Below are 15,291 nucleotides of genomic sequence, written 5' to 3'. Positions count from 1 at the left end.
CAGCCGGTCTACTTGCAGGTCGGCTCGACGGTCGTCGGCGTCGCGCGCGACATCGGTGTCGTCCAGACCTTGAGTGGCCCACCCGGACCCGGTGCGGTGAACTCGACGTTCACGGTGTGCGTATCGGCGAAGTGGCTGAAGACCTCGATCTTCACGGCAGGTCGGCCGAGGTGTTCGCCCTGGCTGAGGATGTTCGCAGGCTGCCCGTCGATCGTGATGCTCGACAGCGTGCCGCCCGCCGGTCCGTAGAAGACGGCGTAGCTGCTGATGTCTCCCGCTGCGAAGTAGGGACCCGTGATGTACGGCGGCAGGCCAGCGGCCGCCTCCTCGGTCAGGCTCGATGTGAGCGTCATCGTGCCCTTGACCACCTGATCGGTGCGGCAGGCATCGATCTTCATGTCGAGGTAGTAGCTCTTCTTCGACCCGGTGTTGTCGTTCAGGTAGACGCCCAGAACGCTCTGCTCCTTGTCGTCCGTCGGCATGATGCCGCTCATCCGTGAATTGTCGACCAGCGCGGTCTGCTGGGGATCATTGCTGAGGTAGAGCAGCCGCCCCTCGTCGGATGCACGGAACAGCGCCTGGATCAGCTTCACCGGCGAAGCCTTGCCGGAGGTGACCGCCGAGAAGATCGTGTCCGCAGCGGAAGCGAAGAACGCGTCCTGCTCCGGACCGGTCGGATAGGTGAAGTACACCTGGTTGAGCAGCAGCGGGACCGCGTTCTGCGAGGTCAGCTGATCGCCGGTCGCCAAGGTCACCGGACCAGTCGCCTCGAGGATGTAGGACAGCGTGACCGGGTCGATCGACAGCACCGCGTCGAAGTTCGTCCCGACGTCCCTCGCCCACCATGCGCGCAGGATCTGGACCGCATATGGCAGATTCGGCACCATCGTGAAGTCGGGCGTGTAGCGACCGATCTTGTCGCCGAAGATGTTGACGGCCTGCGGGTCCAGGTCCGTGACGGGATTCGGACTGCCCTGATGCTTGAAATCGGAGCTGCTCACGACCGTGCCGCGCGTGATCGTACCGTTGTCGACGGTGATCGGAAGGAACTGCGCCGCGTTGCCGCCGAGGCTCCGCGCCTCCGAGTTGCCCTGGAACATCAGCAGGTAGGTGCGCGGGCCCTTCGCCCCGAGCGCGTCCGGCAGGACGCTCAGCACCTCGCGCGCGGTCTTCATCGTCGGCTGCAGCTTCGTCAGCTCGGAGTCGAGCCTGCCGACCCCGTCGGCGACGGGACCGACGAGCTGAGCCTTGTCGACCTTGCGGAGGTCGGCCGTCGCCTTCTGGATCCCGGCATCGACGGAATCGAAGGTCTTCGAGAGCGCGGTGATCGATGCAGGGTCGATCCGCCCATCTGCGATGTTCAGATCGCTCAGTTTCACGCTCGCCGCGGGCCGGACGACGTCCATCGCGAGGCCGTCTGTCACTTCGGCGACGGTGCGGACAGCGGAGAGATTGGAACCGACGACGGGGAGCTTCTCTGCGAAACTCCACTGCCACCCCTTCGTCGCCGCGACCGCAGCTGCGGTCTGCGCCGACACCGTCGCCGAGCTCTTGGCCGCGGCGTCGAGATCGCCGGTGAGCACCGACTTCTGCACTTGCTGCACGCCGGTCATCGCCGCCTCCAGATGGCCGCGCGCAGACATCGCCTTGTCGTAGACCTGCTTGCCGATGATGCCGCCGACCACGGCGATCACGATGAGCAGAAGGAACACTCCGCCCACGATCCATGGCCAGATCCGACGGCGTCGGGGCTTGGACTCGAGGCGTTCCGCCTGGCGATCGCGGAGTTCACGGCGCGAGGGAGGCGTGCTACTCATGACTCCATCCAACCATCACCGGCAGAAGCCTCTTGGGCGCGTATTCCCAGCAACAGGGCGGCTCGGCCTGCGCGCATCTCGAAGTCCCACGATGAGGAGAGCCCGCGACGACGCGACTAGTCGATCTTTACGGTCTCCATCAGCCGTGACGACTCCAGCGCCGCCTCGACGACAGCGAGCGTGCGCAGCCCCTGCTCCATGGTCACGACGTCGGAACGGCTGCCCAGCACGGCATCCCGGAAGGCCTCGTGCTCCACCCGGAGCGGCTCGCGTTTGGTGAACGCGTATCGAATGACGTCTCCTTCCGAGACGCCGCGGAAGCTGGACACCGACTCCCACTCGAGTGGAATGGTGCCGTTCGCGAAGAAGGTGAGGTCGCCGGTCGCGGTGTCGGCGACGAACGCGCCCTTCTCCCCCGTGACAACGGTGACCCGCTCCTTCATCGGGCTCAGCCAGTTCACGATGTTGTTCACGATCACGCCGCTCTCCGTTCGGCCCGTGATGGTGATCATGTCCTCGTGCTCACGACCGCTCTTGAACGCGGTCTGCGCGAACACACGCTCGTAGTCGGACTGGACGACCCACGCCGTCAGGTCCACGTCGTGCGAGGCCAGGTCCTTCGCGACGCCGACATCGGCGATCCGGGACGGAAAGGGCCCCTGACGCCGGGTGACGACCTGGTAGACGGCCCCCAGCTCACCGGCCGCGAGCCGCCGTCGGAGCTCTTGCAAGGCAGGGTTGAAACGCTCGATATGCCCGACGGCGCCGACCAGCCCCGCTCGCGAGAACGCCTCGACCATGCGGCGTCCAGCATCGAGACTGTGCGCGATCGGCTTCTCGACGAGGGTGTGCACGCCGGCGGCGGCGAGCTTGAGTGCCGCCTCCTCATGGAATCGAGTCGGCACCGCCACAACGGCGGTGTCGAGCCCTGCATCGATCAGCGCATCGATGTCGGGCAGGATGTCCAACTCGCCGGCGACACCGTGCGGATCCCCGCCCGGGTCCGCGATCGCGACGAGCTCGACGCCATCGATCTCGCGCAGCACGCGAGCGTGGTGCCGTCCCATCATGCCGACGCCGAGCAGGCCGGCGCGCAAGGCCATCAGGCGCCCGCCCCTGCGACGGCGTTCACCGCGGCCACGATGCGCTCGAGGTCGTTCTGCGACAGCGACGGATGGACCGGCAGGGAGACGACCTCCCGCGCCGCGCGCTCGGTCTCGGGCAGATCCAGTCCCGGGACGAAATGTGCGAGCGACGGGAGACGGTGGTTCGGGATGGGGTAGTACACACCGGCACCGACCTGGTGCTCCTCTTTCAACGCCGCCACGAACCCGTCCCGGTCCTCCGGAACGCGAACCGTGTACTGGTGATACACGTGCACCGCACCTTCTGCGACCGGAGGGACGACCACGCCCTGCAGGTTCGCGTCGAGGAACGCAGCGTTCTCTTGGCGCGTCGTGGTCCAGCCGTCGACCTTGGTCAGCTGCACGCGACCGATCGCTGCGTGGATGTCGGTCATGCGCGCGTTGAACCCGATGACCTCGTTCTCGTACTGACGCTCCATGCCCTGGTTCCGCAGCAGTTTGACCATGCGCGCGATCTCATCCGTCGCTGTCGAGACCATGCCGCCCTCGCCACTGGTCATGTTCTTGGTCGGATAGAGGCTGAACATGGCGAACTCGCCGAAGGTTCCGACCGGCCGTCCATCCAGTGCGGCGCCGTGCGCCTGCGCTGCGTCCTCGTACAGGGCGATGCCGGTCTCGGCGGCGAGCGCCTCCAGCTCACGCATGCGCGCGGGGTGCCCGTAGAGATGAACCGGCAGCACGCCCTTCGTCTTGGACGTGACCGCCGCCGCCACCGCATCCGGGTCGAGCGTGAACGTGTCGGGCTCGATGTCCACGAAGACGGGGGTCGCTCCCGTGAGTGCGACCGAGTTGCCCGTCGCGGCGAACGTGAACGACGGCACGATGACTTCGTCACCGGGGCCGACGCCTGCGGCAAGCAGTCCGAGGTGCAGGCCCGCGGTTCCGGAGTTCACCGCGACAGCCGGGCGCCCCTGCACGAAATGCGCGGAGAACTCGGCCTCGAAAACCGCGACCTCCGGGCCCTGCGCGACCATGCCGCTCCGCAGCACTCGATCGACGGCTTCGCGTTCTTCGTCGCCGATGATCGGCTTGGCAGGGGGAATGAACTCGCTCACGCGATCTCCTTCGTCAGTGTGCCGTTCTGCTCGCGGTACGTTGCGCCGCTCTGCGGACAGATCCAGATGCCGGTCGTGTCACCCGCGGTCAAGGGCACCCCGGCCTCACCGACCCAGCCGATGCGCTTCGCAGGTACCCCCGCGACAAGGGCGTACGCGGGAACGTCCTTGACCACGACCGCGCCGGCCGCCACGGTCGCCCAGGCGCCGATCGTCACCGGCGCGACGCACGTGGCACGCGCCCCGATCGCCGCGCCGCGCTCGATCGTCACTCCGACGGGCTCCCAATCGTGTGCGCTCTTGAGCGACCCGTCCGCGTTGATCGCACGCGGGTAGGTGTCGTTGGTGAGGACGACCGCGGGCCCGATGAACACGCCGTCAGCCAGTCGCGCCGGTTCGTAGACCAGGGCATAGTTCTGCACCTTGCAGTTGTCCCCCATCACGACACCCGTGCCGACGTACGCGCCCCGCCCGACGATGCAGTTCTCCCCCAGCCGGGCGCGCTCACGCACCTGAGCGAGGTGCCAGATGGATGATCCCGCCCCGATCTCAGCCTCAGGCGAGACGTCAGCGGACTCCACGATCCGCACGTCAGATCTCTCGGTCATTCAGCCCCCCCGTTTGATGAAATGCCAGAAACAGTCAGGCGGATCCGACCACGATGCGAGGCGTGCCGGCCCAGAGCGCGGCATCGCTCGCCGCACGCCCGTCGACGAGCAGCCTCACACCGGGGATCTGCGCAGGCGCCAGCGTTCGGTAGTCAGCGTGATCCGTCTGCAGCACGGCCACGTCCGCCGCCTCGCCGATCGCGAACGGCTCGAGACCGAGTGCCCGCAACTCTTCGTCCGTGTACAGCGGATCGTGCACGCGGACGTCGGCACCGCGCTCACGCAGTGCCTGGACGGTGGGGAACACTCCCGAGAACGCGGTCTCCTTCACGCCGCCCCGGTATGCCGCGCCCAGCACGACCGCCGTCAGCCCGGAGAGGGAACCGAGAACCGTCTCCGCCTGGGCTACCAGCCGCTCCGGCATCGATGCGTTGAGCTGCCGCGCGGTGCGGACGATGTCCGCGCCGGGGTCGGTGGACAGATAGAGCCGCGGGTACACGGGGATGCAGTGGCCGCCCACGGCGATGCCGGGACGATGGATGTGGCTGTACGGCTGCGAGTTGCACGCCTCGATGACTTTGTAGACGTCGATCCCGTTGGCCGCGGCGAAGAGCCCGAACTGGTTCGCCAAGCCGATGTTCACATCGCGATAGGTCGTCTCGGCGAGCTTCGCCATCTCGGACGCTTCTGTCGTCCCCAGATCCCACACCCCGTTGGGGCGCGGGAGGTCAGGGCGCTCGTCGAACTGGAGCACCGCCTCGTAGAACTCACGCGCACGTCGCGTGCCCTCCGGCGAGAGCGCGCCGATCAGCTTGGGGTACTTGCGCAGGTCCTCGAACACGCGCCCGGTCAGCACTCGCTCCGGCGAGTACGCCAGGTGGAAGTCGACGCCCTCCGTCAGACCGGAGCCGTCCTCCAGCATGGGCTTCCATCGATTGCGCGTGGTGCCGACGGGCAACGTCGTCTCGTAGGAGACCAGCGTTCCCGCCGTGAGATGCTCCGCAAGAGACGCAGTCGCAGCGTCCATGTGCTTGAAGTCGGGCTCCCAGGTCTCGTCGTTCACGAAGACGGGAGCCACCAGAACGACGGCGTCAGCACCGGGAATCGCTTCGGCGTAGGCGGTGGTCGCTCGAAGACGACCCGACGGAATCAACTCGGCGAGCTTCTCCTGCAGGTGCGCCTCGCCGGGAAACGGCTCCAGCCCCGCGTTGATCGTGTCGACGGTCTTCTGGTTGACATCGACGCCGATCACATCGTGGCCTGACGAGGCGAACTGGACAGCGAGGGGAAGCCCGATCTTTCCCAGGGCCACGACGGCGATGCGCATGGAATCATGCTATCGGTGGGCTTAGCGCGCTCGGCGCGCAGTGACCTACCGACGGTTGCCTGTTCCGTCGCGCTTCACCGGCCCTGGCGAACGTACCGCATCGTCGCCTCGAGGCCGCGCCGCCATCGACGAACCTGGTATTTCCACATCTCGCTTCGCGAGGGAACCTCTTCCGCCTCATTCCTTGGTATGTCGAGGCGAGAGACCCAGATCGCACGCAGAATCCAGCGAGGTTTGTGCGCCCAGGAAGCCGTCCGCACTCGCTGCCACCACGCAATGCTCGAGGCGTCATCCACCTGATTCGAGAAGAGCTCCCAGAGTCGCTGCTGCTCCAGATCGGCGTCGATGGCGACAGCACCGAGATCGGCGTCATAGAAGTAGTCACGAAGCGCCCAAATCGCCTTCCCCGCACGGGCAATCCCGACAAACTCGTCGCGTTCTGTCGCGGTGAATGTCTCGATGAGGGCTTTCATGACGAGCTCGTGCTCCTCGACGTGCTTGGGCGATCGTCGATCGCGCTCAGCATGAAGCGCCATGATGACCGCCGCGCCAGCCTTCGACGGCGCCTGCACCGGAGTATGCGCGACTATGACCGGCTGTCGCGACGCCCACAGCGCATCGAACGCATCAGCCGCATCGGCGAAGAACCCGGGGAACATCCAGTGCACATCGATATCGCATGGCCAGTCCGTGTGAATGTAGGTGACCGAGTGCTGAGGGAGCAATGCCGGTGTCGCTCGACCCACACGGGTGTGCCACCCGTGGCGTTCGAGGCCCTCGCAGAACTCCGCGAAGCGCGCAGGTTCGATCAGAATGTCCGCGTCCGCCGAGACGCGGGGCGGGCGGAGCGCATAATGTTCTGCCACCGGCCCTTTCAGGCTCAGCGCCTTGATGCCACTCTTTCGGGCAATCGCTGCGGCGAGCGCGTGCGCAAGCAGCGTACCCGCGCTCAAATCCAGATGCCCCGACTCCACGGGCCCATCCTAGGGAGAGAATCAGACGCAGGTCTGCCGATGGCAACGACGCACTCAAGAACCACGATGTATCCGAGTGCGAAACGCGCGAACCAGCGCGACAGGCAGCAACCCGCTCACAATCGAGGCGGCGATCTTCGCGTACTCGCGCGGGCCGGCCCCGAGCCTCGGGTAATACCGGAGCCGCACACGGATCTCGTCGCGTCGGTTCCGAAGCGCGCGCTTCGAGAAGTCCTCCTTCTCCACCCGGTAGGCGATAACAACCTCCGGAACCATATAGAGACGGTGGCCTCTGAGGAGCAACTCACACCACAGAGCCAGGTCTTCTGAACGGCGAAAGCTTGGGTAGCTGCCAGCCTCCCGCACCGCGGCCGCCCGCATGACCGTCGCAGGATGAATGGGCGTGAAGCCGCGCATCACGAGCTTGCGAGTCAGTTCTCCTGGTCGCCCAAGGAGCAGATCCGCGCCATCAGAAGACACTTCCCGCGCCCGTCCGGATGCGACAGCGAACTCCGGGTGCTCCCACAGCCATCCGCATACCGTCGCCAGATAGTCCGGCTCTGCCACATCGTCCGTGTCCATCCGCGCGATGTACTCGCCCTGTGCTTGTGCGAGGCCATAGTTCAACGCCGCGACGAAGCCTCGATTCTCGCCGTACCCCACCACACGGATCCGCTGGTCATCGAACTCCGCGGCGATGGAGTGCACGTCCGTTCCCGAACCGTCATCGACGATGATCAGCTCGAACCGGCGCTCCGTCTGGTCGAGGATAGAGCCGATAGCGGCTCGCAGCCGGTCGGGGTCGGTGTTGTACTCAGCCATGAGGACCGAGATCGGGATGCGGCCGACATTGTCTGTCACGCCGCTACCCTACCGATACCTCACGAGTACGGCGCGAGAGGCGCCTGCGGGCTGGCGGCCCGGAGGCGGTCTGGAACCGTAAACTCGCGGTATGAGGATCATGAGCGTCGTCGGCGCCCGCCCCCAGTTCGTCAAACTGGCCCCGGTCGCTGAGGCCGTCGTCGACGTCGGTCACGAGCACGTGATCGTGCACACCGGTCAACACTACGATCCGATGCTTTCGGACGTCTTCTTCCGCGACCTGGACATCCCGGCACCGGACGCGCACCTCGGCGTGGGCTCGGGCTCACACGGCGTCCAGACCGGCGCGATCTTGGCTCAAATGGATGAGGTACTAGAGCGCTTCCAACCCGACGCGGTCTTGGTTTACGGCGACACCAATTCGACACTCGCCGCAGCAATCAGCGCGACCAAGCTTCACTTCCCCGTCGCGCATCTCGAGGCCGGACTGCGGTCCTTCAACCGGGACATGCCGGAGGAGCACAATAGGGTGCTCACGGACCATGCGGCCGATCTCTGCCTCGCGCCAACACAGGCCGCTATCGGACATCTCGCAGCAGAAGGACTCGCCGCACGCTCAGTTCTCGTCGGGGACGTCATGACTGACGTTCTCTACCGGGTCAGAGACGCGGTCGCGCTGCGCAATTCTCCGCATCCTCTGGTCGGGGAGGCGGAACCGGGGAACTACTACCTCGCAACTATCCATCGCGCGGAGAACACCGATGCACCCGATCGGCTGCGCCAGATCATCGATGCTCTAGCTGCCGCGGATCGACCAGTCATCCTCCTCGCCCACCCGCGCGTACGCGCGAAAGCCGCCGAACATGGCATTCCCCTGAATGCGGGCGCGCTCCGGACCCGCGACCCGCTGCCCTACCCCGCCCTGATCGAGGCCGCTCGCACGAGCGCCGGCATCGTGACCGACTCCGGTGGTTTGCAGAAAGAGGCGTTCCTCCTCCGGGTGCCTGGCACCACTGTCCGCCGCGAAACGGAGTGGGTCGAGACCGTGGAACTCGGCTGGAACGTGCTCGCCAACACTGCCGAGGAGATCGCCGCAGCGCTGAGCCGCGCGATGCCTGCCCCGACGGATGCCGCGCCGTACGGTGACGGCCACGCAGCGGCACGTGCCGTCAGCGCCATCGCCAACGCGTTCGGCCACTGAGCGCCATCATCGAGTTCGCGCCCTTCGTTCGCATCAAACGCGAACCCACTACCGCGAACCAGGTGATGGCTGTCACCCGTAGAATCGGTGGAACCGTCAGACCATCGATGCCCTCGAGGAACCGATGCCGCCTATCGAGGATGCGCTACCCCACATGAGAATTCTTCACGTCGGACTCTTCCGCAACCTGGGAAGCGGACAGCGCGCACAACTTGAGTACGAACGTTCCGCGGCACGTTCACTCGAAGGAACGATCTGGGAGACGCACACTCTGACCCCTACACCGGAGCGGACCGATGGCGGCCCTCGTATCCCAAGCTGGGCGCGGCGTTTCCAGCTCGCCAAGCTCTACGCCTGGTGGCACATTTGGCGTCATCGCTCCGAGTACGACGTGGTGTTGATGAGGTCAATCTCGCCGGACCCGTTCGCGGCATTGATGGCTCCTCTTGTCTCCAACCTGCTCACTGTCCACCACAGCAAGGAGATCGAAGAGATCTCGCTCGTTACGAAAGGTCCTCGCCTCGCGCTCACCCTCTTCCTCGAAGGTGGGTTCAAGCGCTGGGCCTTCCGCCGCCTACGCGGGGTCGTCGGTGTCACGGGCGAGATCGCAAGTTACGAAGCCAAGCGCTTTCCGCGTGCGCCAATCGTCGCTACCTATCCGAATGGAATTGACATCGGGAGCCTCGAGATCGCCGAGGATCCCTCTCCTGGCGCGGTCCCGCTGCGCGTGGTCTTCGTTTGCAGCGTCTTCTATGCTTGGCATGGCCTCGACCGACTCCTCGATACGCTCGAGGCGCTGCCCGTGACCGACGGGACTCCGCCAGTGGTGGTTGACCTGGTGGGAACGCTCGACGAGGAGCAACAGGCAAGGGTCGAGCCGCTTGCGGATAAGGGCCTTGTCATGATCCATGGCAATCTCTCCACCGAGGAGATGCTCGCTGTCTTCAAAGAGGCACGAGTCGCGATTGCATCATTGGCGCTCGATCGAAACAGCCTGCGCGAGGCCAGTACCCTCAAGGTTCGGCAATACCTGGCGGCCGGCCTACCCGTCTACTCCACCCACGTCGATGCTGGCCTTCCCAACGACTTCCCCTATTACTTCTGCGACGACAACGGGTTCAGCATCGAGCGGATGATCGCGTTCCACGACGCGCTCAAGGATCGTCGCCGCGCCTCCGTCCGCGAGGCTGCACGGCGTTACATTGACAAGCGGGCAATCATGGAGTCACTCATCTCACAGCTCGGAGCAGGAAACGTCCCTGCGACGACGCAAGAGGCCACCAAAGGGATCCACGGGCAACGGCAATGAGCGCTAACGGGACTTCGTCTCAGATGGGACACCGGCCCCTGACCCGCGTGGGCATACTGCTTCTCGCGCTGATCGCCCCCGTGAGCGTGCTCAATCCGGTCCTCCCGCACCTGGGCCCCGTCTCGGCATTCGCGGGCTTCTCGGTGTTGTTCTTCGTTTACGGACTCCTGCACATGCGAAAGCAGAAGCCCGACAGCCTACGGCAGTTAGTCGTGCTCCTTTGTGTGCCATTGCTCGCGATCTCGTTGCTGGCCGTCGTGAACGGTTTCAACGTGCAGTACGTCTTCCCCCAGGCGGTCGTGATGTCCGGTGGTGTATTCATCGCTTTGGGCTTGCTCGCCCTCCCGCTCTCGATCAACGTCATCCGGTCCCTGATGTTCGGCGTGCTATTCGCTTCGCTGTGCACGTCGCTCTTCGCTCTAATCGAGATCACAACTGGCCGACACTTTGGTGCCACCTATCTCGACGCCAACCCCGACGCGACAAAGCTCGGCGTCGTTACGGTGTTCTACAACCCCAACAATTACGCAGCGTTCCTGGCGTTGGCCATTCCTCTCCTTCTCGCGGGCGCCGCGATAACGACCAGGAGATGGCTCCGGGTCATCTACGTCCTAGCCGCGATCGTCTCTGTTCCTCTCATGGTCGCGACCAGCAGCCGCTTCGGGCTCGCCACGCTGTTTATCGCGCCCGCCACCTGGATCTTCCTCCGGCTCCGCTCACACGTCACCCAGGCCATCGCGTTCGTGTTGACTCTTGTCGGTGCCGTTCTCATCCTCCGGTTCCAGCAGGGCTCCGCGGCGGGGGACATTGCGCCGACCCGGGCGGGGGATAGCTACACGATCGACTTCCTCGGGCTCCAAATCCCCGCCGATAGTTCGTTGCTGGCTCGCTGGAACCTCTCGCTCAATGGTCTCGACATGATGGCCCAGAATCCGCTCGGCTCCGGCCCGGGCGGATACACGGTCACTGCGCAGGCGGAGGGGTCATCGCGCTTGACCTTCAACATCACCAACCCGCACAACGGCGCGATCGAGTTCTTTACGCAGTTCGGCGTCCTACTCGGAATCCTCGCCGTCGTGATCACCGTCGCGCTCTTCGCGCTGTCGATCCGCACCAACAGCAGATACGGCAAAGGAACGCCCGAACGTGCGCTCGCTTCGGCCCTAGCGTGCGTGATCACCGTGCTCCCGCTCATCCTCGTGATGAACAGCTCGTTCGTCGGAGTGCCGCACGAATGGGCAGGGTTCGCGACGTGCGTGGCGATCGGCGTCTATCTCCGCTCCCAGAGCCTGTCGGCCACGATACCCAAACGAATCCAGCCCGACGACGAAACGGCCTCTGAGCCCCCAGCACAGATCTCCGCAGGGGCTTAGCGGGCGCCCGGATCGACCGCCCTTCGATACACCTCTCGATATCCTTCCCGGCGTGTCTCGGCACCGAACTTCGAGACCGCATAAGCGCGCAGCTCCTCGGCTGACAAGCGCTTCCCGTCATGGATCAACGATTCCACCGCATCCGCGAGCGCCTCAGGCGTACGGTCATGCACGATTCTGGATCCGCGAGGAGGAAGAAACGACTGGAACTCGCCCGTACCGGAAGTAACCACTGGGAGCCCTTGCGCGATTGCCTCAGCGATCGAGACGCCAAACGTCTCATAAGCGGTGGGAAGGAGAAAGAGATGGTGCTGACGAAGCAGCTCCGGAATCTTGGACGTGTCGACGTGTCCCATGAATTGTACGAACCGTTCAATGCCGAGGCCCCAGGCTGTCTGTTGTACTTCTTCGCGCAGCGGCCCGTTACCCGCCCAGGTTAGGAAGACGTCGAACCCTCGCTCGCGGAGAAGCGCAGTCGCTTTGACTGCCTCGACTGGCCCCTTGTTTGAGACGAGCCCGCCGGTCGCCACCATTCGGATCGGCGATGAGGCTCTCAGCGGCTCCGGCAAAGGTGCGCCCTTACACGGCAACGCGACATCGTTCCCGATTACGGACACCGAGGGGGCACCGCTCCGACGGACCGCAGCTGCCAGCTCCTGACCGACCGCGATCACCTCATCTGGGCGCCGAAGCAGGCGACGGATCGGATCGCTCATAAGCAATCCTGCACGCCAAGTCGGAGCTTTCGTGATGAGAAGGCTGTAGTGCTCGGTGTGCACCCAGGGGATATCGACCTGTAGCCCGAGAAAGGCAGTCAGCGTCGGATAGGCCATCGTGTGCAAAAGGTCGGCCTCGCCTAGCATCCGGCGCAAGAGAGGCCTCACGCTGCCGCCTGGGCGAATGTCCTTCGTCCGAAAGGGGATGCGGACAACTCGAAGCGAATCGGAGAGACGGACGTCGGGATCGGAGCTGCCGAGATGCAGAACCGTCACATCATGATCCGCCGAGAGGAGCGTACAGTCCCGCATGTTAAATACACCGCTCATGGCCGAAAGTGAGTCAGGGAACCACCGAGTCACCACCAGCACACGCATGGACGCATCCTACCGAAACCTAGTCACGCGTTTTCCCTCTAAGCGACACGCGCTCGGCCGCCAAGATCTAGTCAATCGCGATGCGCTCACCGTCGTATCGTTCAGCGACGCGATGAGCGAGCGCTATGAGAAATGCCAGCAACAGCGTCATGGCGGCGCTCGTGAACCACACCGCGCGAACAAGGTCGCCTGTAGCTAGCAACAGGATCGTGATCGGCACGATGAAATAGACGATCGCGAAGACCAGCATGGCTCCTTGTCGCTCGGCAACGATGAACACGGTTGACAGTGGCGCGGTCGCGATATTGAGGTAGAGCCACGGTGTTAGTGCCTGCACGATAAGCCCGGCTTCAGCCCACTGCTCGCCCAGGAACCACGGGACCAGGATTGGCGCCACGATACCAAGCAACAGAAAGGGGAAGAAGCCGAAGAGCAGCGCGCGCCACGTCACGTCTCTCACCAAGGTCTTGAGCGTCCCTGGCTCAGCGACCGCCATGCGCTGGTAGTACACCTGGGAGATTGCGCTTGCGATCAGCGCCATCGGTGCCTGAGCGAGCTTCCATGCCATGGAGAACTGTCCCAGAGCGTGCAACGAGCGGCCGCCGATGATCATGTTGATCCCGTTGATTCGCAACGAGTCCACTAGTGCGTTGGGGGCGTTGAGCAGCGGCATCTTCCTGTAGCGAACCATCAGCGACCACCAGCTCCGATGATCGCGGATCGGTGCACTCTTGCGGGCATCATCAGTGACGAGCAGAAGAGCCACTCCGAAAACTTGGCCGACCAGAAAGCCTACGATAAGCCATTCACCCGTCGGTGCCACGAGTAGCCCAAGGCCAGCTTGGGTTGCCGCCGTGACCAGCGCCTGAACGACGCGCGAAATGCTCTGCATTCGATAACGACGCTTCCGCGTCAACCAGAAGTACAGAATCGATGTCTCCCCGGCGAGGAAGACGCTCGCCCCGATGAGCAAGACCCACCATTGCCGGCCGTTGGATGGCGAGAGCCAGAACACCACGACAGTCGCGATCACCGTGAGCACCGAGATGAGGCTAACCAGCCCCGTCGAAAGCTGTCGAAGTCGATGTGCGTCCTCGTCAGTCTCAGGAAGCACTATCGCAAACTCGTAACGCAATGCGGCGACCATGCTGACCACGGCGCTGACCGAGAGAAAGACCGCGAGGATGCCAAAGGCGGCTGGCCCATAAATACGACTGAGGATCGGCATCGTCACAACACCGACGATCTGGGCGGCTACCGTCCCGGTGAGCAGCGTAGCGATACTTCGCAAGGCGGAGCGACCCTCTCGCCGAGCAGTGGCGTCTGTATCAACCACGGTAGTTCTTCCGCTCACCAACTCGGTTCAGCTGCGCCCGAAGATGCTGCTCCAGAGCCGCCCAGACGACACGGGGCTCGAACGCCTCCACAGCGCGTCCTCGTGCAGCGATGCCCATCTGTCGAGCCCACGTCGGATCCGTGGCGACGGCCTTAAGCGCTTCACGAAGTCCAGCAACATCGCCGACCGGCACGACTACTCCGGTGACACCAGGGATGACCGAGTCGACGCACCCGGTGGCGTCCGACACAATTGCGGGCACCTCCATCGCAGCGGCTTCGAGCACGACGTTAGGGAATCCCTCCCGCAGACTCATGAGAACAAGGATGTCGAACTCCGCAAGATACGGACGTACGTCGCCCGCTTCTCCCGTCCGATGCACAGGGAACCGCCGTTCGTTACGGATGTCAAGGCCCTCATCCCCACCCACCAGGACCACGCGCACCTCAAGTCCATCCTCCCTCACGAGGGCTGCCGCCTCGAGCAGAGTTTCCACGCCCTTGTCAGGGTGCAACCGCCCGATGTAACCGATGGTTGTCCCGGCGTACTGCTCCAGGAATCGTGCCGTGTCCACATCCAACGCAGGGCGAGGCGCGGCCGGGGAGAAATGCCCTGAGTCGACCCCATGGGAAGACCCGGATGCAGGAACTTCAATGCGACCGGCTTTCGTGATCCCGAGCCTGATGGCTTGATCGGCGAGGCTCGCACTGTTGGCAAGAATTGCGGTTGAGCTCGCGGCGATCGTCTGTTCGATGCCCCGGAAGATTCTACGCGCCGCACCGGAGGCCGTCTCGAAACGGATACCCCACAGCTCATAGATCCGCACGGGGACGCGCACCAGCCGTGCGGCGATCGATGCCAACAGGCTCGCCTTGGGTGTCGCGTAGATGACCGCATCAGGGCGTATCCGCCGCATGAGCGAAATCATTCGTCCCAGGCTGCGGACGTCCTGCATCGGAGACGGATCCCTCCGCATCGGGAGCGAGAAGGCGGCGACGCCGGCTTCAGCCAGCGCTCTGCTGATGTCGCTGACGTCATTTGCGACCAGTGTGACCTCATAACCGGCCTGAGCGAGAAACATGGCGTAACCGCGCATGAATAAGCGAGCAGTCACACCGGCCGTGACCACGACCATGATTTTGCCGCAGGCTGGTCCGCCCATCACGAGAGCAACTCCCGTATCCGAGCGGGAACGCGGACGAACACAGCTTCCAATCCGACGTTGCCTGT

The 15,291-nt window shown here is 64.4% G+C and carries 13 protein-coding genes; 3 read left to right on the top strand and 10 right to left on the bottom strand.

Features of this window, described 5'->3' with window-relative positions:
- Positions 1–8: 8 nt before the first annotated feature.
- The 7 genes from ACFWCK_RS16360 to ACFWCK_RS16330 form a co-directional block, all read right to left on the bottom strand.
- A complete protein-coding gene (locus tag ACFWCK_RS16360) occupies positions 9–1,817 on the bottom strand; it encodes a DUF4012 domain-containing protein (protein WP_378806850.1) in 1,809 nt (602 codons plus the stop codon).
- Between the two features lie 116 nt (positions 1,818–1,933).
- A complete protein-coding gene (locus ACFWCK_RS16355) occupies positions 1,934–2,923 on the bottom strand; it encodes a Gfo/Idh/MocA family protein (RefSeq protein ID WP_233312414.1) in 990 nt (329 codons plus the stop codon).
- Positions 2,920–4,017, bottom strand: a complete 1,098-nt coding sequence (locus tag ACFWCK_RS16350; protein WP_378806849.1) for a DegT/DnrJ/EryC1/StrS family aminotransferase — start codon at positions 4,015–4,017, stop codon at positions 2,920–2,922. The genes ACFWCK_RS16355 and ACFWCK_RS16350 overlap by 4 nt, the downstream gene beginning before the upstream one ends.
- On the bottom strand, positions 4,014–4,625 hold the full coding sequence (locus ACFWCK_RS16345; protein WP_233312326.1) for an acyltransferase: 612 nt from the start codon (positions 4,623–4,625) through the stop codon (positions 4,014–4,016). Before ACFWCK_RS16345 ends, ACFWCK_RS16350 begins: the two co-directional genes overlap by 4 nt.
- 34 nt (positions 4,626–4,659) lie before the next feature.
- The gene (locus ACFWCK_RS16340) at positions 4,660–5,952 is read right to left on the bottom strand and encodes a nucleotide sugar dehydrogenase (RefSeq protein ID WP_378806847.1); all 1,293 of its coding nucleotides are present in this window, start codon (positions 5,950–5,952) and stop codon (positions 4,660–4,662) included.
- A 74-nt stretch (positions 5,953–6,026) separates the two neighbouring features.
- Entirely contained in the window at positions 6,027–6,926 is a 900-nt protein-coding gene (locus ACFWCK_RS16335; RefSeq protein WP_378806845.1) for a nucleotidyltransferase family protein, read from the bottom strand.
- A 54-nt stretch (positions 6,927–6,980) separates the two neighbouring features.
- Complete coding sequence (locus tag ACFWCK_RS16330) at positions 6,981–7,787, bottom strand: glycosyltransferase (RefSeq protein WP_378806844.1); 807 nt, start codon at positions 7,785–7,787, stop codon at positions 6,981–6,983.
- Between the two features lie 91 nt (positions 7,788–7,878).
- Here ACFWCK_RS16330 and wecB point away from each other — a divergent pair, with 91 nt between their 5' ends.
- From wecB to ACFWCK_RS16315, 3 genes are all read left to right on the top strand, one after another.
- A complete protein-coding gene (wecB, locus tag ACFWCK_RS16325; RefSeq protein WP_378806843.1) occupies positions 7,879–8,949 on the top strand; it encodes a non-hydrolyzing UDP-N-acetylglucosamine 2-epimerase in 1,071 nt (356 codons plus the stop codon).
- A gap of 154 nt (positions 8,950–9,103) precedes the next feature.
- Positions 9,104–10,258: a glycosyltransferase gene (locus ACFWCK_RS16320; protein WP_378806841.1), complete on the top strand. Its 1,155-nt coding sequence runs from the start codon at positions 9,104–9,106 to the stop codon at positions 10,256–10,258.
- A 23-nt stretch (positions 10,259–10,281) separates the two neighbouring features.
- Positions 10,282–11,631, top strand: coding sequence for an O-antigen ligase family protein (locus ACFWCK_RS16315; RefSeq protein ID WP_378806839.1), 1,350 nt, complete (start codon positions 10,282–10,284; stop codon positions 11,629–11,631).
- Here ACFWCK_RS16315 and ACFWCK_RS16310 read toward each other — a convergent pair.
- The 3 genes from ACFWCK_RS16310 to ACFWCK_RS16300 form a co-directional block, all read right to left on the bottom strand.
- Positions 11,628–12,725 carry a glycosyltransferase family 4 protein gene (locus ACFWCK_RS16310; protein ID WP_378806838.1) on the bottom strand — a complete coding sequence of 366 codons (1,098 nt, stop codon included), beginning with the start codon at positions 12,723–12,725 and terminating at the stop codon, positions 11,628–11,630. The two genes, ACFWCK_RS16315 and ACFWCK_RS16310, sit on opposite strands and share 4 nt — an antisense overlap.
- Before the next feature lie 67 nt (positions 12,726–12,792).
- Positions 12,793–14,061: a lipopolysaccharide biosynthesis protein gene (locus tag ACFWCK_RS16305; protein ID WP_378806837.1), complete on the bottom strand. Its 1,269-nt coding sequence runs from the start codon at positions 14,059–14,061 to the stop codon at positions 12,793–12,795.
- Positions 14,054–15,196 carry a glycosyltransferase gene (locus ACFWCK_RS16300; RefSeq protein ID WP_378806836.1) on the bottom strand — a complete coding sequence of 381 codons (1,143 nt, stop codon included), beginning with the start codon at positions 15,194–15,196 and terminating at the stop codon, positions 14,054–14,056. Before ACFWCK_RS16300 ends, ACFWCK_RS16305 begins: the two co-directional genes overlap by 8 nt.
- Between the last annotated feature and the right edge of the window lie 95 nt (positions 15,197–15,291).

Source organism: Microbacterium sp. NPDC060117, assembly GCF_042729315.1.
Taxonomy (GTDB): Bacteria; Actinomycetota; Actinomycetes; order Actinomycetales; family Microbacteriaceae; genus Microbacterium.
Note: the sequence above shows the minus strand (reverse complement) of the source record. Positions and strands in the feature narration are given on the sequence as shown.